12 protein-coding genes are annotated in these 23,469 nt (G+C 51.3%); 4 read left to right on the forward strand and 8 right to left on the reverse strand.

The features are described 5' to 3' along the window. Window positions 1–5 precede the first annotated feature (5 nt). From ACMAY6_RS12300 to ACMAY6_RS12315, 4 genes are all read right to left on the reverse strand, one after another. Complete coding sequence (locus ACMAY6_RS12300) at window positions 6–554, reverse strand: heme NO-binding domain-containing protein (protein ID WP_435212231.1); 549 nt, start codon at window positions 552–554, stop codon at window positions 6–8. Between the two features lie 30 nt (window positions 555–584). Next, window positions 585–1,952 carry a sigma-54-dependent transcriptional regulator gene (locus ACMAY6_RS12305; RefSeq protein ID WP_435212233.1) on the reverse strand — a complete coding sequence of 456 codons (1,368 nt, stop codon included), beginning with the start codon at window positions 1,950–1,952 and terminating at the stop codon, window positions 585–587. Then, entirely contained in the window at window positions 1,952–3,070 is a 1,119-nt protein-coding gene (locus ACMAY6_RS12310; RefSeq protein WP_435212234.1) for an HD domain-containing phosphohydrolase, read from the reverse strand. The genes ACMAY6_RS12305 and ACMAY6_RS12310 overlap by 1 nt, the downstream gene beginning before the upstream one ends. A gap of 296 nt (window positions 3,071–3,366) precedes the next feature. Then, window positions 3,367–5,163 (reverse strand): sensor histidine kinase, encoded by a 1,797-nt coding sequence (locus ACMAY6_RS12315; protein ID WP_435212235.1) that lies wholly within the window; start codon window positions 5,161–5,163, stop codon window positions 3,367–3,369. Between the two features lie 124 nt (window positions 5,164–5,287). On the opposite strand from ACMAY6_RS12315, the gene ACMAY6_RS12320 reads away from it, so the two are divergent. Next, complete coding sequence (locus tag ACMAY6_RS12320; RefSeq protein ID WP_435212237.1) at window positions 5,288–5,662, forward strand: response regulator; 375 nt, start codon at window positions 5,288–5,290, stop codon at window positions 5,660–5,662. Between the two features lie 123 nt (window positions 5,663–5,785). Here the strand turns inward: ACMAY6_RS12320 and ACMAY6_RS12325 are convergent, their stop codons facing one another. Continuing rightward, the gene (locus tag ACMAY6_RS12325) at window positions 5,786–7,672 is read right to left on the reverse strand and encodes a TolC family outer membrane protein (protein ID WP_435212239.1); all 1,887 of its coding nucleotides are present in this window, start codon (window positions 7,670–7,672) and stop codon (window positions 5,786–5,788) included. A gap of 196 nt (window positions 7,673–7,868) precedes the next feature. Between ACMAY6_RS12325 and ACMAY6_RS12330 the strand changes: the two genes are divergently transcribed. The 3 genes from ACMAY6_RS12330 (at window position 7,869) to ACMAY6_RS12340 (ending at window position 11,668) form a co-directional block, all read left to right on the forward strand. Continuing rightward, on the forward strand, window positions 7,869–8,522 hold the full coding sequence (locus tag ACMAY6_RS12330) for a transglutaminase-like cysteine peptidase (RefSeq protein ID WP_435212241.1): 654 nt from the start codon (window positions 7,869–7,871) through the stop codon (window positions 8,520–8,522). A 12-nt stretch (window positions 8,523–8,534) separates the two neighbouring features. After that, a complete protein-coding gene (locus ACMAY6_RS12335; protein ID WP_435212243.1) occupies window positions 8,535–10,457 on the forward strand; it encodes a bifunctional diguanylate cyclase/phosphodiesterase in 1,923 nt (640 codons plus the stop codon). Window positions 10,458–10,645: 188 nt separating this feature from the next. Beyond that, window positions 10,646–11,668, forward strand: coding sequence for a hypothetical protein (locus ACMAY6_RS12340; RefSeq protein ID WP_435212245.1), 1,023 nt, complete (start codon window positions 10,646–10,648; stop codon window positions 11,666–11,668). 195 nt (window positions 11,669–11,863) lie between these two features. On the opposite strand, the gene ACMAY6_RS12345 is transcribed toward ACMAY6_RS12340, so the two are convergent. From ACMAY6_RS12345 to ACMAY6_RS12355, 3 genes are all read right to left on the reverse strand, one after another. Continuing rightward, window positions 11,864–14,104 (reverse strand): TonB-dependent receptor, encoded by a 2,241-nt coding sequence (locus ACMAY6_RS12345; protein WP_435212247.1) that lies wholly within the window; start codon window positions 14,102–14,104, stop codon window positions 11,864–11,866. A 383-nt stretch (window positions 14,105–14,487) separates the two neighbouring features. Then, window positions 14,488–22,608: a retention module-containing protein gene (locus ACMAY6_RS12350; RefSeq protein ID WP_435212249.1), complete on the reverse strand. Its 8,121-nt coding sequence runs from the start codon at window positions 22,606–22,608 to the stop codon at window positions 14,488–14,490. A 250-nt stretch (window positions 22,609–22,858) separates the two neighbouring features. Beyond that, the gene (locus ACMAY6_RS12355; RefSeq protein ID WP_435212250.1) at window positions 22,859–23,449 is read right to left on the reverse strand and encodes a response regulator transcription factor; all 591 of its coding nucleotides are present in this window, start codon (window positions 23,447–23,449) and stop codon (window positions 22,859–22,861) included. Window positions 23,450–23,469 lie beyond the last annotated feature (20 nt).

A 23,469-nucleotide genomic window follows, 5' to 3' on the forward strand; every position in this document is an offset into this window, starting at 1 on the left:
GGCCCTTATCCCATGCGCACCGTGAAGAGCGTTTTTTCTCCGCCATCGGATGCTTGAGGGTCGATTTTGAGAATCTCCATGGACTGGTTAAACCGCTGTGCCAAACCCTGTAATAGGCCCTCGACAAAGGGCGTTAGGCCAACCCGCTCGGACACATAGAGGATATCCACGTGAGAGCCATCGCCCTCTCGCACCTTAAAATTAGGGGGGCGATAATCAAGGAAAGTTGAACTGATACGATCATGCAAATTGTTAAGGTTACTAAGAAAGCTCAGCATATCTGACCCGGCCGCACGCAGAAGTGACTCGTACTGCCTTGCTACTGTATTTTCTACCCAGTGCACCCCAAAAGCCCTCAATGCATCGCTGAGGTCAATGTTCATTTCGTCGGCACAGGCTTGGGCCAGACTGTAGGTAATGTCATCGTCATAGGATTGCATCGCCAAAAAGCTATCATCGGGCACACCCGAGCGCTGCAAAACCTCCTCCCATTTCCCCTCGCCAAATTGCTCTACAATCATATCTCTCAGAGACTTATTAATGACTCCATACATTGCATGACTCCAGTAACTGTAGCTAAGGCGTTAAGACTTCCAACTCTGTATCTTTCGATAAATAGTAGAGGGGGCGACCTCTAACAGACCAGCTGCACGGTTAACGTTTCCGTCGCAGTAATCGATCGCCGTCTGAATGGCTCGCTTCTCGGTGAGCCACAGAGGCTCAACACCGCCGCCATGACGGGTATCGGCAGCAGGCGCAGCAGCAACACGAGTCACTGAAGGTGCAGCGTCTAGCGTATCGCTATCCATAATAGCAACGCGTAACTGTTCATAGTCGATGGTCTGATCAGAAGACATAAGCACCAATCTATGAATAATATTCTCCAGCTGCCTTACATTTCCTGGCCAGGGATAACGTCGCAACTCTCGTCGCGCATCCTCAGAAAATGCAAAACCCTGACGGCCCTCCTGCTCAGCAAATACCTTCAGATAATGCCCTGAAAGTAGCAGCACATCGTCACCTCGCTCCCTCAGTGGGGGTATTCGTAAAGGCACGACGTGCAAGCGATAAAACAAATCCTCCCGCAAGCGGCCTTCACGCATTTCAAACAGGGGATCGCGATTCGTTGCCGCTAAAATTCGCACATCAGCAACAAACTCGTTGTCACTCCCCACGGGCTTAAAAGAGCCACTTTGGATGAAGCGCAGTAGCACTGATTGTAATTCGTAGGGCATGTCGCAAACCTCATCCAGAAATAAGGTCCCCCCGTCCGATTGCTTGATCAACCCATCTCGAGCATGAAGATTACCCCGCACTCCCGGCGCCTCACCAAACAGCTCAGACTCAATCAGATCATTGGGTATCGCGGCACAGTTAATAGCGATAAAGTCACTGGGGGCACGTGCTGATAAATCGTGTATTGCTTTTGCGGCCAATTCTTTACCCGTACCGCTCTCACCGGTAATTAACGCCGTCGCACGACTCGAGGCTAAAGATTCAATTGTCGTATAAACCGCCTGCATGACACTGGACGCGCCCATGATGGGGCCCAGTCGTTCACGTAGCTCTCCGAGCTTGCTGAGCTTTTGGGTAAGCTCCAACCGCTGTGCCGCATTGGCAAGGGTCACTCTCAGTCTTGAAGCATCAAAAGGCTTACCCAAAAAATCATCAGCCCCACGCTCAATAGCTTGATCAGCAAACTCAATACCGTGTCCCGTCATGACAACAACTGCTGGCTGAGGGTCCATCAATACCGTCTCTGCGAGAAGGTCAAGGCCGTTACCGTCGGGGAGTTCAATGTCGAGTAAAATGAGATCAGGTTTTAAGCTCTCAAGAGCCATCAGCGCGCCGGTGAACGTTTCGACCGCGTGAACCTCATATCCCGTGTCGTCTAGGTATGCCTCGTAAATTGCGCAGAGTGTGGAGCTATCCTCAACAATCAGCGTCTTCATTACAAAACCTCGCGCTTTAATGAACCCGCTTGCGTCGCAAATTCCCGATCATCGCCAAGCTGGTCAAAAATTGCTGCCATCCTGCTTTGAGCAGACTCAAAAGCAGCCAGCACCTCCGGGTTGAAGTGCTGAGACTCAGTGCGCCCATCTCCGTTAAGGATAATATCCATTACCTTTTCATGAGAAAACGCAGGCTTGTAAGGACGCTTGGAGCGCAAGGCATCATAGACATCGACCAGTGTTGTAATTGCAGCCTCAACGGGTATCTCAGATCCCTTAAGCCCTCTGGGATACCCTGTACCATCCCAGCGCTCGTGGTGGCAACGCGCAATACGGGCAGCCATCTTCATCGTCGGATGCGCTGATCCTGATAAAATCCGGTAGCCCGTCTCTGGGTGTTCACGCATGTGAAGTAATTCATCATCGTCAAGCGGCCCCTCTTTTAAAAGCACAGCATCACGCATACCCACCTTACCCACATCGTGTAATGGCGCCGCCAATCTGATCATGTCGCACCACTGCTTGTCTTTTTCCAACTCTGCAGCAAGCACGGCCGCGTAGCGCCCTATTCGAATAATATGCTGGCCCGTCTCTGGATCCTTATGCTCAGCAGCTGCAGCCAAACAAGCTAGGGCCTCAGCATAGGCCTCCTCGACGTCGCGATTTAAGGCGGAAATCTCTGCGCTGTTTAAAGTAACCTGCTGCTTGAGCAAAATCTCTTCGGTTTGTCGAGCCTGATCAGCGGCTACTTCACGCATCGCGCTGACTATATGGCGCTCTAACTGATCAAGATCAACAGGCTTCAGAAGAAACTCTTTTGCCCCAAGGTGCATCGCACGGATAACTGATTGAGTATTACCGTTAGCAGTCATAAATATGACGCGTCGCACCCGCTGACGCGATTCAGGTGCATCATTGATGCTATCTAGCATTTCCAAACCGTTGAGCCCTGGCATCATAAGATCACTTAGAATGATGGAGATTTCCGGATCCCCAAAATACTTCCCCAGCGCCTCCTCGCCATTACTAGCCAGTGCTACCGATAGGCCCAGCTGTTCTACGAACTCACCAAGCTCCTCACGTATATCAGGTTCATCATCAACAATTAGTGCTTTCACTAGCCGGTTCCATTCATCTGCGCAATATGTCTAGTTGCATTTTGCAGCTTACTTTGCAATACCCAGGATTCTACCGCGATTCGACCACCTGCGGGTACATTTTCAAACCTCAGACCCTATCCCGCTGGCTCAACAACATGGGATCTCTCTGAGCTGCCCAAACCTTTACCTTACCCATGGACTTCACCCCAAACAAAAACGCTTCTTCTTCGAAAGTTAGCCTGACACCAACTGCATCTATTTCAGCACCTGTGTTGGCACTCGTCGATCGGGCTGATGATGAGCATTGACGGGACTCAAATAGAAGATATGTTTGCCCCATCGTCAGCCTTTTTCAACGGAACCACTACCGTGGCCTCCGTCCAGCCATCGACGCTGTCTAGACGTAACCGCCCCCCTAGGTCACTAATAGCTTCTTGCGCTACAGCAAGTCCTAACCCCACGTTTTTTCCCCCGACACGTGTGGAAAAAAAGGGCTCAAAAATTCGATCGCGAAGCTCCTCCGCAAGACCACCGCCGTTATCAGACACAACAATTTTGGCGACATCATTTCCAGCGGAGGTTGCGACAATATTGATCTGAGGTTGACTGGGGGCATCCTCCAGCAAAGCCTCTCTAGCGTTATTTAACAGCGCAATTAGCGGCTTTTCGATCTGAAGCGGGTGACCATTGGCGATTTCGTTGGATAACTGGCAATCCAAAGTTACCTCAATACCCTGCTCTACCAAACTGCCCCGCGACAGTTCTAAGGCTCGCTCAATCACCGTAGCTATCTGAAACCCGTCGGGCAGCGGTTCAACGGGGCGACCAAACTCCCTCAGATGGTCAATAATTTCTGACACCGTCGATAACTCAGTATCCATACCGCTAAGCTTCTCTACTAAAACCTCCCGATCAATCTCAGGCAGGCGTAACCGGTTTTGTGCATTGGCGAGATACAAGCGCATTTTTTGGAGCGGCTGATTGAGCTGATGAGCTGCACTTGAGGCCAATTGACTGAAATAACTTGATTGCTGGGCTTCAACCTCCAGTACTGTCGGCTGTGATTTTTCATCTAACTCAAGGCAGAATCCGATTACCCCAACAACCTCTCCGCCGAATGCCCGTCGAGGCCTCAAATTTGCTCTGATCTCAACAGTCGATTGTGTCCGACGGCAAACCAGCGGCAACCGAATACCATCTGCTTTTTTTCCCTCAAGCACCCTAGCAATATGGCTATGAAAATCTTCGCCTTCGACCCCAGAGGGCAGGCACAAAGATGCAAATTCTCCGCCAATGGCCTCTGCTTCAGGCAGATTGGTAAGACTGACAATCTTAGGATTCCATGTCACGATAAGCCCCGCCCTATCGATAACAAAAATAGGGTTTGGGCTGCCGTCAAACAGTTCATTTAGCTCAACCGCAACCCTATCGGTCTCCCGCCTCGACATATCCCTAGCCTCGCGAAGGGCCAGTTCACGCCCTGCCAACTGACCAGTAAGACGCGATAGTAGATTTCCAAAGGATACGCCCAAATCTCCAATTTCCGGAGGGTCTGTTGCCCGGTTTCGATAGTCAAACCCACCACTGAGATCGGCCTCCCGAACGGCTCGGTGAAGGCGGCTAATGGGGCCTAAGAAATTATTTTGGAGGATTTGCCAGGCGATCAAGAATACCGCGATAAGAATAACCGCAGCGATGTAGGGCAGCCACGCATTCGTGCGTCGCATGTTTACAATCTCGTCTCGCCCCAATGCAGAGTAGTTGTCCAGACCTCGCAGAAGCTCATCATAAGCCCGTGAGTAATCGTTTAAATTTGAGTCAGTGTGGGCTTCTTCGAGTAGCTGCAAGGCAACCGCACAACAAGCGTCAAGCCCAACACTATCTCGAAAGGGCGTGACCTCCATAAGCCCCGGCGCGTTCAAGTCTTCAAAAACTGCAGCAGGCTGGAGAGCTCGCTCCAAACGCTGAGCATCGACCTGCAGTTGTAAAACAGCATGCTGAAGGTCGCGCAGGGCAAAAGCTCGATATGCAACCAAGGCCTCGAGAACAAAGCACAAAATCGCCAACAGGGTCAGTGACCTAACGGCGCTCGCTCTAATACGAATCTGCATTCCACTCCAACGGTTTTAAGCTGACAGTCACGGCACTATTGTACACAGAATAACCAAACAAACCCTTTCCGATTCGCAATTTGCATTCTATGCTTAGTATCGTTTAGAGAATGCAGGCGTTTGGATGAAACACTCGGGAATTCTAATTGTCGATGACGAAAGCGTAATCGCCGAAGAACTGTGCGAATTTATCCAGTCTTTCGACTTCCCTTGCAAAACAGCACTGAGCGTAGACGAGGCCTTAAGCACTGTTGCGACTGACGCCGAAATCTCGTTAATTCTCACCGACATGCGCATGCCGGGTCGCGATGGCGCAGAGTTAATACAAGTTCTGCAGGATATGCCTGATCGTGAGTTTGAATTTGTTATGATTTCGGGCCATTTGGACGCTGACGAAGACCTCAAGCACCTTAACAGCGATGGGGTAACACTCATGCGCAAGCCTATCGACATTGACGCACTGCTAAATTTTCTCAAGGGGCGGGAGTTTGGCTCCTAACGCAGGCGTAGCTAACCTTGTCCAAGGCCCTCTCCCCGCCTTCAACTGAGCCCTAAACCTGAAGCCGTGAAGAGCATTCCAAAGTGGCGCGATATATCAAGCGCCGGATAGGCAATTCCCCAACTAGACCTCGGACATGCAGCCTACCCACAGAGGACCGGTCTCGAGCGCGTTTTCAATGAGAATAGCGTCGGACTGCGCTTCTTCCTCATCGGCATACCCTACAACTCTTATGCGGTGAAGCGTAATACCGTCTTTTTCAAACGGAATAATAACTGCCGGATAGCCTTCATCGGACAGTGATGTCTTCCAGCGTTCCGCCCAACCCATATCGGCGTATGTCGCAATATTAATAAACCAATCAGCACCATCGGCGCCGGCGCCATCGAACTCAGTCTCAACGCTGTCATATGTCGGCAACATGTCTGGCTCTGGTGCAATAACCAGAGTCTTCATAGGTGCTGGAATCGAAGCACTGGCGGATTTGGGGGCTGCGACCACTGCGACAGCCGGTTCAGGCGTGGCCACCACATTTATTGGTGTAGTAGACGTAGTGAAAACGACAGACTCAGCCTCGAGGGACTGGTCTGGAACAATAGCCATTTCAGGAACAACGCCCGAATCGCACACTGCAATTTGCTCGTCGTCTCGTCGAACCAGATCTAGATCTAAAGCCTCGATCTTGTCCGCATTAAAACCTTGAGCATCAAGCGCGTCGGTCAACACCCCAATTTCAGCCAAGACGCGTGCCTGCGCTTGAAGCAGACTTATTTCGGCAGACGCCAGTGCTCGCTGAGTGTCAAAATATTCATTTTGTGAATCAAGCAGGTCAAGGAGTGATCGCTGATTGAGATCGAACTGGTCGCCGTACGCCAGACGTGTTTTATCCTGCGCATCAGACTGGATTGATAAGTAACGTACCTGCTCTCGCAAAGCTCTCACGTTGTTGAAGGCAATTGTGACCTCGCGACGCACACTAAGACACGCTTGCTTGCGATCCTCTACCGCCGAATAAAAACGATTCGAGAACTCCCTACGGCGAGCGCTATCGCTGCCTCCACGAAAGAGGTTGTAGGTGAACACTAGCTCCACAGCCTGCAGGTCGTAATCCCCGCGAAACCCGTCAATGTTAGACTCCTGCTCGTTCCGGTAACGCAAATCAAGACGCGGATACATTGGGCCGTTTGTCGCGTTTAGAGCCTCCCGAGCCGCCCGGACCTCCTCGATCGTACGGTTAATTTCTGGAGAACTATTGTAGGCCGCTTTCAGTGCGTCGTTGCGGAGGCTTGGCATGGCGTCGCTTGGGAGCGTTGGCATGGGCAGGTTATCACCAGGTAGCGCGCCCACGATGCGCTGGAACTCGCTGGTCGTGTCATACAGGTTAGTTCGCTCGGTCAACAGGTTAGACTCTGCAAGAGCCAACCGTGACTTAGCCTGGTCTAAGTTAACACCCTCATCACGTCCAGCGGCCGCTCGCTGTTGAATTTTGCTGTAAATGTCTTTGTGATAGGCAAAATTGTCAGCCGCGAAGCCAACCAACTTCTGATAAAGCACCGTATTGGAGTACGCAACACTGGCGTCTAGAGCAATTGACTGTGCTGCACCATGAACATCGTAATACCGCGCCAGCTTTTCATATCCCAATGACCGAGCCCGGTCTCGGGTTTGAAACCCGTCAAATAATAATTGAGTCACGCTGAAACGAACCGAATCACGCTCGTAATCACCAAAGTCGTTAAGCGGCGTTTCACGCTCCTCCCAAGCATAATCCGCGTCCAAATCGACGCTGGGATAAAAGCCTCCCTCTGCTGAGCGCTGCCCCTCGCGTGCAGCTTCGAAATCATAATAAGCAGAAACCACAGTGGGATTGGTAACCAATGCAGCCGACACTGCCGCGCCAAAGTTATTAATCTTTTCCTGTGCCACCAGGGGCCCAGCCGAGAAAACGGCCAACAAACTCAAGGATAGAAGGATTTTTCGATAGAAAGTTCTGTGGTGATCATTGATCATAACTGCATCCTAATATCGGTTTGTCATTACAAAGACGTGGTTTAATACTGGTAGTGCCGAGCCGTCTGAGTAATGTTTCATTTGCGGAGTAGAAATATTGGAGATCACTACTACACATCGTATAAATCACTTCCGAGTGGTTCGATAGGTATCTGATTACCATGGGAAAGTGTGGACCTTTGTCGGGAAATTGCAAGTGCACTTAGTGCCGTTGTTTTTGGTATTTGTCCTGCTTCACGCGGTTTTTTTAGCGCCGGGCAATCTCTGGGGCATGCAAATACCCAATCTTGAGGCTCAGGCGAGCGTCAGATTTGGCGCCCAAGCCGTGCAAACGGTGCTGCGCTGGGAGTCGATGATTGGCACCAACGCCAACGCAGATGTGCAAAAAAAACTGGCTGCAGTTAACGATTTTTTTAACCAAAACATCGCCTACCAGTGGGAAACCGAAGATTATTGGTCCACGCCACTGGAGACAATGGGGCGAGGTATTGGTGATTGTGAAGACTATGCCATTGCAAAATACGCCACATTAACGCTGATGGGCGTGCCGCCATCCTCACTCAGACTTGTCTATGTCAAAGCCAAACGGGGTGGACTCAATCAGGCCCACATGGTGTTGGCATGGTACGAAACGCCGAACGCGGTGCCGTTAATCATCGACAACTTAGATTACGTCATCAGACCCGCGACCGAGCGAGGCGACCTCCAGCCCGTTTTCAGTTTTAATGGAGAGCAGTTGTGGGTGGGCACAGGACCACGCCCCACCAAACAGCAGCCCACAGCTCGACTATCACGCTGGGGCCAAGTCGTAGAAAAAATTCGCCTGGAAGGTTTCACCACGGGATTTTAGGAGCGGACCACCATGTCGTTATATAAAAAACTAGCGCTAGCCTTTATTGGACCCATGATCATAGGCATTTTTGTCATTTCTTTTGTGATCATGGGAGAGCGCTCGAGCCAGTACCTTGAAGAACAGCTGGCCATTGAAAATCTTAACGACGCCAATCGTACCGCCCTTCACCTGAACAATCTCAACCTTGATGACATTGAATTAGAGACCTACCTAAATGCCAAATTCAACCAAGGCGTTTACCTAAGAATAAGGCTCCTAAGCCCGGACCCAGAAGCGCCGGCCATCTTTGATTGGAGCGATCCCGGGACCAGCAGTGGTTATCCGCCAGCTCTTAAGGCCTGGTTTTCCATAGAGTCCTCCCCCGGACAAGCAATGCTGCAACCGGGTTGGACACAGCAGGGGGTGTTAGAAATACAACATCACGACGACGTCGCCTATGATGAACTTTGGAAAACTGCACAGAATATGTTTTGGGCCCTCTTGGCATCTGTGGCCCTTGCAGGTTTGATAGGCTCCGTGTTGCTTCAAAGAATTTTGGCACCCTTGAAGGGTGTAGTAATTCAAGCAAAAGCCATTGGCGAGCGCAGATTTATAACAACACCAGAACCCTCTACGAGTGAATTCGCAGAGGTGACCAGGGCCATGAATGAACTCGCGCGGCGCGTTGGGGAAATGCTAGCAAAAGAATCCCAGCGCCTCTCTAAGCAGCGAGAAGCCACAGACATAGATCCGGGCACAGGCCTGTTACTCCGCGGCCCTTTTATGGCCCGTTTAGGGGCAAAACTGGAATCAGAAGATGCTGACGCCAGTGGCAGTATTGCACTCGTGCGACTTAGCAACTTGGCGCGACTCAATCAAAATTTTGGCCGCCAAACCATGGATGCTGTTCTGGCAGAAATCGGGAACTCCATTAAGCGTCTCAATCAAGATCAAGCAGAGTGGGTGGCAGGCCGACTCAACGGCTCTGACTTTTGCTTACTAGCTCCTCTTGCCAGTGAACCTAAATTTACGGCAGAAACACTGCAGCGCGTTATTTGGGAGGTCCTCGCAAACTTTGAGATGTCCGATCATACTCTGCTGCCCAGCGCTTGCGCTGGCTACACTGCAGGCCATACCACTGGCCAGTTGATGACGGCCTTGGACGGCGCCTTAGTTGTATCAGACGAGCAGGAAGAGTCGGAGGTTATTGTTGCCAACCTCGCCAGCGGTAATGCCATCCCGATACGTGAACAGGCGAGTCTTTGGCACTCGCAATTACTTACAGCGATCGAAACAAATCAACTTCTCATCGCAACATTTCCTGTGGTCACTCCTGAAGGAGAGCTCGTTCACCACGAAGGCATGTTGCGGATCAACGTCGATGGGCAAATACGTAACGCAGGAGAATTCATGCCTTGGGTGCATCGCCTAGATCTCAGCTTTGAAATTGACCAGGTAGCCACTAGCTTGGCAATAGGCAACATCAGCAAGACAACAGAAAATACTTGTGCCAACTTGACCTCTGCAGCGCTGCTTGATGACCAATTTAGCACCTGGCTTGAGCTATTTTTGCAGAGCCACGCAGACTCAGCGAAAATGCTAAGCCTTGAAATTGGCGAAGCGGCTGCATTCGCACAACCGGAGAATTTCAAGTTATTGGTAAAAGTTGCCCATGCGGCAGGAGTAAAGGTCGGCATTGAACACATGGGCTATCGCATAAGTGATATTGGTAAGCTGGGAGACTTAGGCATGGACTACATTAAAATGGATAGCCTGTTCAGTCGCGACCTCAGCAACAACACAGGTAATGCTGCTTTAATGCGCACCTATATCAGCATCGCACAATCTCTTGGCTTACCCTGTATTGCCGAGGGAATCAGCAACGCTGATGAGCTTGATGCCGTTTTCGAGTTAGGTGTCTCGGGTGCCTGCGGGCAGGGTGTTAATTATTGAAGCAAAATCTTAGACCGCGCGTTGGCAACGTACCACTGCCGCCGAGACTGGGACTGCTCATTGCCAATTTTCGAAGCCATATAAAACGCGATACTTAATAAAAAAATCAACAGGCCTCACCCTTTCATGATAAGAGGCCTAATCAACACGGGTAGCAACCACAAGCTTTTTAAGGACACTGCATAGCAATGCCCCATCTTTTACCCGCCAATGCCTTGGCCGTCGCTCAAATAGGCGCCAACAAGCTCGCCAAGCTGAATTTGGAATCAGGGCGGTTCAGGTATCGCTATGATGCCAACAGCAACGCTGACCTCTCTGGATATAACGTCCTACGACATTCCGGGACCGTTTGGTCAATGTTAGACGTATTTTCTGTCTCGCAGGATGAACAACTTCTCTCCGCCGCAGACAGAGCCATTACGTATTTATTTAATGAACATCTGCGTTTTTTTCGCGGCTATCACAATTTTTGTATTTTAGAGAAAAATAGCATCAAGCTAGGGGGCAACGCCCTAGCAGCGCTTGCGCTGGCAAAGCTCTACGAGTCCAACAAAAGTGATGTGCTGCTAGATACCGCACACCAGCTCTGTCACTTTATTTTGGAACAGCGCAATGTTCACGGAGACTTCGTGCACAAGCGGTATTTTAAATCAGGTAAAGTTTCGAGCTTTAGATCTGAGTACTACGTAGGAGAGGCGCTGCTCGCGCTGCTCGCGTGCTACCGTATAACGGGTGATTCGCTATTGTTGAACTCTGTTAGAGAAGTCGAGGCTGATTTGGCGCAACAGGGTTATGGCATACGGGAGCAGTCGCACTGGATGCTGTATTCACTGGAACAGCTACAACATCTCGACGCGTCACCGCACATTTACACGCACGCTGAAAAAATCGCCACCGAAATCATTAATAACCCCACCTACCTCGAATGGGGAAGAAGTACCCCAATAGCTTGCCGTACAGAGGGCTTACTCGCCTTTGTCCGTATGACCCCTCCTAAACCCACTGACAGTCTGACCCAGGTTGCCGTCCTCAAATGCATTGAGGAAAACCTAGCAAAACAGCTGATGTTTAAAACTAAGGACGGTGCCTTTACGCGGGGCGGGGGCGATCGCAGAGATCAGGAAGTTCGAATCGACTACATACAACACAACATTTCTGCTTTTTTGCACTTTTCGCAACTCGAGCAAAATCAAAGTAACCCTGAACTGTAAATTTGGCTTCGAAGTGGGCCTGCGCCCATAGCCGAGGTTTTCTACGGGCGCTTTGAGCGCAGAGCTTTTTAGCCAACTAATCGTCATGGCCGAAATCACACGCCAATTGCTCTAATACGGCGCTAAGTCAAGATTTCCGTAATAATCTGGGTAAAAAAAAGCCACCCGAAGGTGGCTTTACACAGAACTTCAGCTTCAGAACTCGTATCCGATCGTAACACCCACTTGTCGCCCGGGGACCAATTCCTGCCACGCAAATGCACCCGCATCATAAGCCCGTGCAACCCGCCCGTCGCCGTCAAGAACGTCGGTACCGTAGACCATCAACTTAAGTGCACCTTGTGGTAGGTCACGAAGGTAGGTCGCGCTTAAGTCAAGCTGATCGTGGGAATCGATGTTGATATCAGGACCTGTGTCGTAGTTATAAAAGGCAAATTCTGCGGCACCCCAAAGATCGCTACGGTAGCTCCAGGTTCCGGAGAGAACCAGTGTGCCACCAAGTACTGATGACGTATGATCAGCCATTAGGCTCAACGTGTGCTCCGGTGCGTAAATCACCTGAGCTTGGCTGGAAATATCAATGCCACCAAAGTCGTATTTATCAAACTCGGCATCAAGATAACCGTAAGTGGCCCTGATGTTCAGACCATCCGTGGGCACCCAAACCCCCTCGAACTCGATACCCTTGTTGGTCGTCTCTGCCGCGTTACGAATGAACGTACAAGTCGCCGTTGCCGCTTGATCGCACTGAGTACCATCTGTAACAACAAACTGCTGCTTATCTTCGTAAGTCGCGTAGAAGCCCGTCAGGTTTAACTGCAACCGATCGGTGGGCTGCGTACGAATACCCAGCTCCCAGCTTCCTACCTCCTCGGGATCGTAAGGACCGATCGTATCCGAGTTATTGCCGCGGCTATTAAAACCACCCGCGCGATACCCTGTTGCATAAGACAGGTAAGCCATTCCAACATTTAACTCACGCTGCAACACAAAGCGGTAGGTTACATTCGAATCCTCGTAGCTCGGCGTCAGCTGATTCGCAATGGGAGCGCCTGCCAGTCGGTCGGCTGAGCTTCCGTATTGTCGGTTATCTAGGTCTTTACTTTCGTCGGTCCAACGCACACCCGCCGTCACTGACCAGAGGTCACTGATGGCGTAGTTCAGCTCACCAAACAAGGCTAATGCATCCGCGTCTTGGGTCGTTTGGAAGTTGGAAACAGGGCCAGAGGTAATGAAGGCTTCTGTCTCGAGATAATAGGCGCCGGCGACTACGTTCAGTGGGCCGTCCCAGTCTGAAAGAAACTGCAACTCGTGAGAGTTTTGCTCATAGTCTTGCTGACGCAGCACTTCAAACAGCGGTTGAGGCGCTCCCCAAGAGTTAAAGTAAGCCTCCTCTTCAAAGGCCATTCTTCCAAAGATGTACTTAACATCAAAGCCATCACCTGAATACTTTGCGTTCAGGGTCAGGTTGTCGCCCCACATGTAGCTGTAAATTTGCTCAGAGGCATTCGATGTTTTGTAGCCGCTTGCCTCAGAGAGCGCCGCTGAGTTTTCGTTACAGGCACCACCAAAGGGAAGACCTAAGCCCGCCAAGGAGCAGAAAACGCTATCGGTTGTACCTGAAGCCACGACATCAGGCGGTTGAGTCCAGTGCTCGTAGTCATCGTAGCTAAGCGTCGCCGTGAAATTGTCAGTGAAATCATAGCGAATGGCTGCACCCCAAACTTGAGAGTCCCGGTTGTAGGGCCGCTCATTATTGGTGGTGTTATAGAGGTGTGAGTCCATCTCTAGGTCACGGTATGAGAACTTGGCGCCGCCCTTCTCGCCTAGCGGCACGTTAACAACACCCTTGAGGTCTTGGCGGTTGTGATCTGCAAAAGTCCCCTCAAGCTTCACACCAAACTCACCCGTAGGCTGCGTTCTTTTAATATTGACAACACCAGCAATTGTATTGCGACCGAAGAGGGTGCCCTGTGGTCCTCTGAGGACCTCAACACCTTCTATGTCGAAGAAATCAACAACAGCACCGGCGTTAGAGGCCATGAACACGCCGTCCACAGAAATACCTACCGTCGGCTCGTAACTTTTCTCAAGATCGTCAAAAGCCATGCCGCGGATAGACGCGCCCAGTGCTGCTCCCGACTGCGTCACCTGGTGCAGCTCCACATTAGGCACTAATTTGGCAACATCGATGAGCGTTTGCACACCACTTTGTTCAATTTGAGTCGGAGATAGCGCCGTTACAGCGACCGGGACGTTTTGAAGTGACTCCTCTCGCTTACGCGCGGTCACGACAACTTCCTCGATAAGACTCACCGAGTCTTGCCCGAGAGCAATCTGCGGCAGACCACCAAAAACGCCGGCGGTGGCAATTGCAGCAGCCATGGATACGTATTTTTTACTTAGGGGGAAATGATGGCGCTTATTCAGTCGCATAGCTGGATCTCCTCAATATTATTATGCCGTCGCCCTTATTTGGGCTAGGAGCCTTTTTTTTGTAGATTTCTACTACCAGTCAAAAGCTTCGCACAAGTCCAAGGGGATTACAAACAATGTTGATTGTTTTTATGCGGTCGCACAAAAAGAGACGTAGTAAGGTGCTGAATGCACCCGTCTTCTACCGCATTTCAGCGGCGCCATCGCGACCCATAGCAAGCCATACTGCGACTTTTGTCGCTAATCGGGTGCATCAGCCGGAGCGGGCGTCTGGGCAAAGAATAGCCTCTGAAACAGACAGCCTACATCGAAGAATTTGTCATTTCTTTGAGCAAGACGCCACACCGAGGCTCCGATGTGGCGTTATTTCACCTCAATTCCGGTCAATCAGACTCTGGGGCAGGTTTGTCGTCAGGGTTTTGAGAATTCATTAAGTCGATTTCTAACATCCCCGCATCATAATCAAACACTCCGCCGGCCCCTCTTGGTGTTGCCGAGTCGGCCCCTGCCGGTACCTCATCGCTTTCTTCAGGGAGCACAAGATTGTCGTCATCGCCAAATAGGTCCTCCACGCTGACAGCAAAACTCGCATCCTCAGCAACCGCGGACGAGCCATCGGTAAACGTTACCTCCGATTGACCGTGAATGGTTACATCACCGCCGGCCGCAGTGCTGGATTCACTGTCATCGCTATAGTTGAGATCAATACTCTCGATACCCAGTTCCGATAGCGTCTGAAGCTCCCCTTCGTCCGTGATTCCATCTGAGTTGGTGTCTTGCCAAACAGCAAATTGATCAAATTGATCGTCTTGCGCATCGAGTACACCGTCGTCATTAGTATCAAAGACCTCTGCTACCGCCTCGAGATCCGTCTCAGCATCTTCACTCCACTCAGTAAAGACATACTCCTTAGATTCATTAACGGTTCCGGAATTATCCGCATCGATGACCAACAACCCATCATCAGGGGCCACCCAAGCCGTATTTACGACGGCTCCCGAGGCCTGGTCAATAAAGGTAACGCCGTCCTCCTTGGACAGGTACTCAACACCATCGCCATCCAAATCAATAGCAATGGGATCATCCTCGTCGTCGTCGTCATCATCGTCATCATCGTCGTCATCGTCGTCATCGTCGTCATCGTCATCGTCATCGTCATCGTCGTCGTCGTCGTCGTCATCATCATCGTCGTCGTCGTCGTCGTCATCATCGTCGTCGTCGTCGTCGTCGTCGTCGTCGTCGTCGTCATCATCGTCGTCGTCGTCATCGTCGTCGTCGTCGTCATCGTCGTCGTCGTCGTCATCGTCGTCATCGTCGTCGTCATCGTCGTCGTCATCGTCGTCGTCGTCGTCGTCATCGTCGTCGTCGTCGTCGTCATCGTCGTCGTCGTCGTCATCGTCGTCATCGTCGTCATCGTCGTCGTCGCCGGTGACATCATCATCAGTAATTGTTGTAGTTACCGAGTCCGTACCAAGCTCAAGCTTCTCAAACCCTGCATCACTTGAAGTTCCAATTGTGAGGATTATCGTTTCACCGTCATCAGGAATGGCGTCGTCAAGGGTCGCCAAATCGAATGTCACGCTGGAGTTACCCGCCAGAACGATCACTTGAGCCACACTATCGTAATCAACACCATCATTTGCCGTACCGGTGTAATTTATGTCGATGACTACATCCTCAGTAGCCCTTACCGCATCACCATTCTCATCGGTCAAGGCAACGGTATAAACGGTCGTAGCCTGCCCTTCTACCACTGTCGCCGGCCCGCCGATACTCAACGTCACCGTATCGTCAGGCCCGGGAGCACTCTCATCCGTGATCGTTGTCGTGGCACTGGCTTGACCACCAACGATCAGGTTTTCAAAAGACTCCGGGCTACTCTGATCAGCAACCGCCGTGATCCTAGCTGTTAGCGCCTCAGCACTTTCCTTATAAACATCGTCAACTGCTGTCACAACAGCATCAGCACTAGTGTTGCCGGCCGTAATCGTTACCGTTGTTGGCAACGGCTTCGCATCATCGGCATTCGCGGCAGGGTCACTCCACTCCAACGTCACATCTATATTTGTAGGCGCCACAACCGCAACACCATCTTTATCCACCAAAGACACAGTGAAGGTCGCCTGTTCACCCTCTTCAATGTCAGAATCGTTCACCGTAATAATCGTGTATACCGTGTCCACAGGGTCATTAGGCCCGGGCTCGTCGTCGTCATCGAGGATGTTCGTCTCAGCGATATTCGCATCAGAGCTATAACCATTAGCGATCGTCGCGACCTTAACCGAGCCAAATGAACCACTGCTATCTGTCACCGCAGTCAAGGTCGCTACCAGAGCTTCTGAACCTTCAAGGTCATAGTCGTCGCTCGCCTTGACCTTGAACGTCGCTGGCTGATTACCCACTATGTCTACTGTGGAGGGCAACACCCCATCAACGTCGTCGGCATTGGCGACGCCACTCCAATTAAGGGCCACTGTCACCGTGGCGCCCGGTGGAACCGTTACCGCAGCACCCCCTTGATCAACCAAAGCCACAGTGTATGTCGCTATATCACCACCTTCTTGTATCTCACTATCATCGACTGTGATCTTCGCGAAGACGGTATTCGGCTCACCTTCAATAATTGTTGTGGTCACCGAGCTATTACCCAGCGCTAATTTTTCAAAACCACCGTCATCCTGAGTTGCAATGGTCAGGATGATCGTCTCGTTGTTGTCTGCCTCAAAGTCAATTGCAGTTAGCAACTTAAAATTAGCCTCGGTGCTACCTTTAGCAACCGTCACCGATTGCTGGCTAGTGTAATCAGCTCCGTCAGTTGCCGTTCCCGTGTATGTAATCGTAACAACCACATCCTCTTCTGCGGCAATAGCAGCATTCGCAGGATCGGTTAGCTTCACCGTATAGTTGCCGGTTTGATCACCCTCTGTCACCGAGGCGGGACCGACAATACTCAACGTCACCGTATCGTTAGGCCCGGGAGCACTCTCATCCGTGATCGTTGTCGTGGCACTGGCTTGACCACCAACGATCAGGTTTTCAAAAGACTCCGGGCTACTCTGATCAGCAACCGCCGTGATCCTAGCTGTTAGCGCCTCAGCACTTTCCTTATAAACATCGTCAACTGCTGTCACAACAGCATCAGCACTAGTGTTGCCGGCCGTAATCGTTACCGTTGTTGGCAACGGCTTCGCATCATCGGCATTCGCGGCAGGGTCACTCCACTCCAACGTCACATCTATATTTGTAGGCGCCACAACCGCAACACCATCTTTATCCACCAAAGACACAGTGAAGGTCGCCTGTTCACCCTCTTCAATGTCAGAATCGTTCACCGTAATAATCGTGTATACCGTGTCCACAGGGTCATTAGGCCCGGGCTCGTCGTCGTCATCGAGGATGTTCGTCTCAGCGATATTCGCATCAGAGCTATAACCATTAGCGATCGTCGCGACCTTAACCGAGCCAAATGAACCACTGCTATCTGTCACCGCAGTCAAGGTCGCTACCAGAGCTTCTGAACCTTCAAGGTCATAGTCGTCGCTCGCCTTGACCTTGAACGTCGCTGGCTGATTACCCACTATGTCTACTGTGGAGGGCAACACCCCATCAACGTCGTCGGCATTGGCGACGCCACTCCAATTAAGGGCCACTGTCACCGTGGCGCCCGGTGGAACCGTTACCGCAGCACCCCCTTGATCAACCAAAGCCACAGTGTATGTCGCTATATCACCACCTTCTTGTATCTCACTATCATCGACTGTGATCTTCGCGAAGACGGTATCACCGTCGTTATCTATGATCGTTACAACTGCAACACCATCATCTGCCGCTAATCCAGGCTGGGCGATCGAAGCGTCGCCCGTTGGGTTACTCAGCTCAACACGAAACGTCTCTTGAGTTTCAATGAGCAGATCGTCGTTAATCGGAATAAATACTGTTTGCGTGGCTTCTCCCGGCGTAAACGTTAAAACCACATTCGTAGTAGCTGTAAAATCTGCGGCTTGTGCAGTATCAGAGCCTGATATTGGTAATGTAGAAACGGTTACCGTCTGGTTGCCTTGTTGAGGACCCGCGCCAAACCGAGTAACCGTCACAAGAACTCCAGCACCCTGACCAGCCACGACATCACCTTCTACAACAGTGACATCAGCTACACTGAACACGCCTTTGTCATTATCGTAAATTCTTAGAGTGCCCTGGGGGTCGCTGTTAATGACATTGATTCCACCTAACTGACCCGAAACAACCGTGACATCAAGCAGCGCATTTTCAGTTGGCTCGTCAATTTCGTCGTCGATAATCGGCACGGATACGGTGACTGATGATTGCCCAGCAAGAATAATCGCAGTGCCCGCAACAGACTGATAATCTAAGCCCGCCCTCGCGCTCCCATCTGTTGTGTTGTAAGCAACTGTCACGGAGCTGTCGGCAACAGCAACATTGCCGTTCACGTCATACAAGGTAATGGTAAATACACCGTTACCATCGTGCTCATAAACTTGCACAAAATCGACGTCGACGTAAGGCGCAGGTGCGCTGGGATCGTTATCAATAATCCCCGGTTGAAAGGTCGCTGAGGCTGGCGCGCCATTTGCGAAATTACCTTCAAAAAAATTGTCGCTGGCCCCCTCTATCGTCATGTCAATGACTTCTATGCCCTGACCACTAACAGGGTCTATTGAGCCTGCTGGGTCTTCATCGATCACATCATCGAAAGTTTGGATCCTGACTAAAACTGAATCAGCGCCCGCGGGCAGTGTGAATTCAAAAACGGGAAGGGGCAAAGGATAAGGAGGCGCAAAGTAGGGATCAGAAGCGGTATCCATAAACTGCCACGTAGCACCACCATCGGTGGAATATTGAATGGGCACGATAAAGTCGTCAGCATATTCGGCGAAGTTAAAGCCGTTACCCTCTGGTGCGAATTTAACGGTTAACTTTTCGTCGGTATTAAACGTCACGCTACTGGTGAGTTCAAATTCGATCAGCTCACCCTCAACAACGTTAGTAATTTCAGCCGCGAGGTAAGACTTGTCAAGGGGGGTCGGCTCGATGATGACGTCGAAGGGCGCAGTCCAGTCCCAAACCGTATAACCGAACTCCAGATTAAACAGCGCTCCACTCTGAATTTCAGCGGTTGTTATTCCGGTATCAGTTACCGGGTCGTAAGGGTCAAGTTGAATAAAGCCCTGACCAGTATCATCATTGTAAAACACAGTACCTACGGTTCGGGTAGCGCCATTGATAGTAATTTGGGCGTCGGTCGTTTGGTATGTAATACCGCCAACACTTCCTTCCCCGGCACTGGCGCCACGAAATTCGATCTCTAGATTCTCGTAAATCACCTGATTGGGCTGTGCCCCGTTAAGCAAATCATCTCGGTCAAACGCGATCTGTGCAGTGCCATCATTTCCATCTTCCGTGTCAAGACCCGTCACTACGTATTGAGCAATGGGATTGAGGCCGGCAACCGGTATGTCCTCTTCTCGTGCGTCAAAGCCGCCGGCAGGGGTTCCATCAAGCAGGGTCACCGTGTCAGTGACGTGGTCTATTGCTTCCGTTTCGAAGGTGTTTTGCAGCCCATCACCGGGGTTTGGATCGACCTCTGACTGGCGAGTAAACTCAATATTTTGAGTAGCGAGGGCCTCTGAAATTTGGACTTTTCCTGAATCCTGTAAGTCGAGGGGCAAGTTCGTCGCCGAATCAATGTACCCCGTAAAAGCAGCTCTAACCGCAGCGGTAATCGTAATGCCGTCTGTAAATGCTGTGTCTGAGTTAGTAATGGCGTTAGTAAGCAGATCACCGTCAGCGTCTACGGCACCCGCGAGGTTATCGTCCAAAGCCTGCAGAAAAATAGCGGTGTTTTCCAACTGATCTGAGTTGGTGTTGGACATTGCGATGCCTGCGATATCATGGATAAACAGTACCTCGCCAGAAAGCTGATCGACACCGAATTCCCCCACGATGACATCGCCAATTTTGAAAACGATAAATTCACCGGTCAAAAAAGAAAAGGACCCAGGCACCCCGCCCTGATCCCCTGTTAAACCTTGTGCAACCGGCACCCCACCGTTGCGGTATGCTGCCTCATTCACATACGCCGAATATTCAACGCCATTGACCCAATTGTCGGTAAATGCCGCCACCTCGCGCTGGGCGCTGACCTGCAGGTTCACCGTTGCGGTATTGGAAACACTGCCTTCAGCATCGGCGACGGTATAAGTAAAGCTGTCCGCGCCGGTGTAGCCCGCATTAGGCGTGTAGGTCACCGTGCCATCAGCATTCACTTGTACCGACCCATTCAATGGACTGTCGACCACCGTAACCGTACTGACGTCTAGGTCACCATCAGGGTCTGAATCATTGTCTGTCAGCGAAAACGTCACCGCAGTATCCAGTGACGTCTCTGCATTATCAGCAACCGCGTTGGGCGGCTGATCAGGTTCCGGTGGTGGGGGCGGTGGGGGCGGTGGCGCCACTTCGAGCACGGCAATGGACACCGATGCCAAATTCGAAACACTGCCATCAGCATCGGCGACGGTATAAGTAAAGCTGTCCGCGCCGGTGTAGCCCGCATTAGGCGTGTAGGTCACCGTGCCATCAGCATTCACTTGTACCGACCCATTCAATGGACTGTCGACCACCGTAACCGTACTGACGTCTAGGTCACCATCAGGGTCTGAATCATTGTCTGTCAGCGAAAACGTCACCGCAGTATCCAGTGACGTCTCTGCATTATCAGCAACCGCGTTGGGCGGCTGATCAGGTTCCGGTGGTGGGGGCGGTGGGGGCGGGGGCGCCACTTCGAGCACGTCAATGGACACCAATGCCAAATTCGAAACACTGCCATCAGCATCGGCGACGGTATAAGTAAAGCTGTCCGCGCCGGTGTAGCCCGCATTAGGCGTGTAGGTCACCGTGCCATCAGCATTCACTTGTACCGACCCATTCAATGGACTGTCGACCACCGTAACCGTACTGACGTCTAGGTCACCATCAGGGTCTGAATCATTGTCTGTCAGCGAAAACGTCACCGCAGTATCCAGTGACGTCTCTGCATTATCAGCAACCGCGTTGGGCGGCTGATCAGGTTCTGGCGGTGTCAGCGCGTCGACCTGTATGGTTACAGTCGCAGTATCTTCACCGCCCTGGCCGTCAGAGATTTTGTAGTCAAAGGAATCGGTGCCAACAAAACCCGCATTGGGGGTATAGGTAAAGGTCCCATCCGGGTTAGCAACGGCTACGCCATTTGAGGGCTGCGTGTTACTCACTACCGATAAAGCATCATTGTCTAGATCAGAATCGTTCTCTAAGACATTAATATCGATGGCACTTTCAAACGCCGTCGCCACCGAGTCATTGACGGCATCAGGAGGATTATTAGACTCCTCGCCGACGGTAATTCGCACCGTTGCCGTGTCCTGGTTGCCGTTTCCATCGGTAATTGTGTAGGTGAATTGATCATCGCCGCTAAAGCCAGCATCCGGCACGTAGATAAAACTGCCGTCGGCATTAAGCACTAGGTCCCCAAATTGTGGGGCCGAATGGCTAGTCATCGTGAGCGTATCGCCCTCTGGGTCACTGTCATTTTCTAACATGACGTTGCCGCTAAGCTCCCCCCCGAAAGCCACCACATAATTATCATCAACTGCCTCTGGCGCCAAATTACGTGGCGGTGGCGGGTCGTTAACGTTAATCAAAACAATCGCGGTATCAGTGCCACCATTGCCATCACTAATTGTGTAAGAAAACTGATCCTCGCCGGAGAAATCCTCATTGGGTACGTAGGTAATTGTTCCGTCTTCGTTGATCGTAGCGACCCCGAAGCTAGCGTCACCCACATCAGTGACGGTAAGAGGGTCATTCTCGGGATCGGTGTCATTTGCGAGTACAGATACCGTCACCGACTCTCCAAAGGGCGTATCTACCCTATCGTCAATGGCATCAGGTCCCTCATTGAGATCAACGACAATGGGGGGGTCTTCAGGGTCTATAGGGTCTTCTGGATCGTCTTCGTCATCTAACAGCGCCAGATCATTGTCGAATGCGCTGGAATCCCCAGCTGCATCACCCGTTGGCGCACCGGCATCAGAAAGTTCCAGAGGTTCGGGCCCAAAGCCAATTCGACCCAGTCGAATGAAGGAGCTGCCCTCGCCTCCCGCTCCAGCAGCTGTCGCTTCTTCCTCTATCAGCAGGTTGAAGTCAATTTCTCCATCCTCTGCAGTCGCTAAAAGTTGCGGCGTCTCGCCTGCTAAAACAGCGTCGGTAATCGTGTTGCGTCCGTCTACCGTGACCTCGCCACTAAGCAACAATTCACGATTACCGGGTACCACAATCGGCGGAGCGTTTTGAAACATCACCTCCACAAGTGCCTCGTCCCCCGTGACTAGGACCTCGCCTTCAAATACGTCATCACCGACCTTAAGCTCGCGCGTGCTGCCATCCTCCGCGCGCGCCAAAACCATTCCGGTGAGTTTCGAAATTGTGCCAACAAACTTAGCCATGAAAGCTGCCTATACTCATTACACCTGTGATTGCTACATATTCAGGAATAGTCAAGCATTCCGCTATGGACAAAAGGGAAAGGCCGCGGGAAATTTTATGTGATATTTATCACATTTCTGCGCCGAGCAGGATAAAAGTACCTGGGGGTTTGAGCAGTCTTAGTTCGCCTAAATCCCGGGGCAGCGGCTCCTGTCCATCTTGGACCTCACAGGTCGGGAGAGGAAAGGTTCCTAGAACCAATGTGGGTATTCAGTGCAGAGGGAGTCGATTAACTATCAGGGCCAACTGCACACGGTCTCGAACTTGGAGTTTTTCAAATGTTGTGGTCAGGTGCGCTTTGACCGTTCGTTCGCCCAATCCAAGCTGCGACGCAATTTCTTTATTATTAAAACCCTTGCCAACGGCCATCGCCACTTGATACTCGCGCTCGGTAAGTTGATCAAAACCCGCGGGCACTTCAGATGTTTTAACTGCACCTACAGTTAGTGCAGCCGCTGCAAAACGCTGTACCAGCTCAGGTGGCACCCAATATCCCCCGGAAGCGACAGCCTGTGCCACCTCAACAAACTGCTCGGGTACCGATTCGGCATGACAATAGCCTTTCGCACCTGAGGCTAAAACACTAAAAGCCTCCGATTCGCTGGGTGTCGCACTGAGCACCACAACCGGCGCAGATTCTTTCGCTAAAATAGCCGCTGCCTTTAACAGTTCAGAGTCGCTGAGGCCTAGGCTGTCTAGCCAACACACAGCTGCACGATTATGCGCTTGCACCATGTAAGCTTTAACCGAGTTGAATAGCGTTAAATCTGGAAATGCTCGGTACCATCGTTGAGATGGCATTTCGCTGGCGGTTATGAAGA

It is taken from the genome of Luminiphilus sp. nBUS_16 (genome assembly GCF_051201645.1).
Taxonomy (GTDB): Bacteria; Pseudomonadota; Gammaproteobacteria; order Pseudomonadales; family Halieaceae; genus Luminiphilus.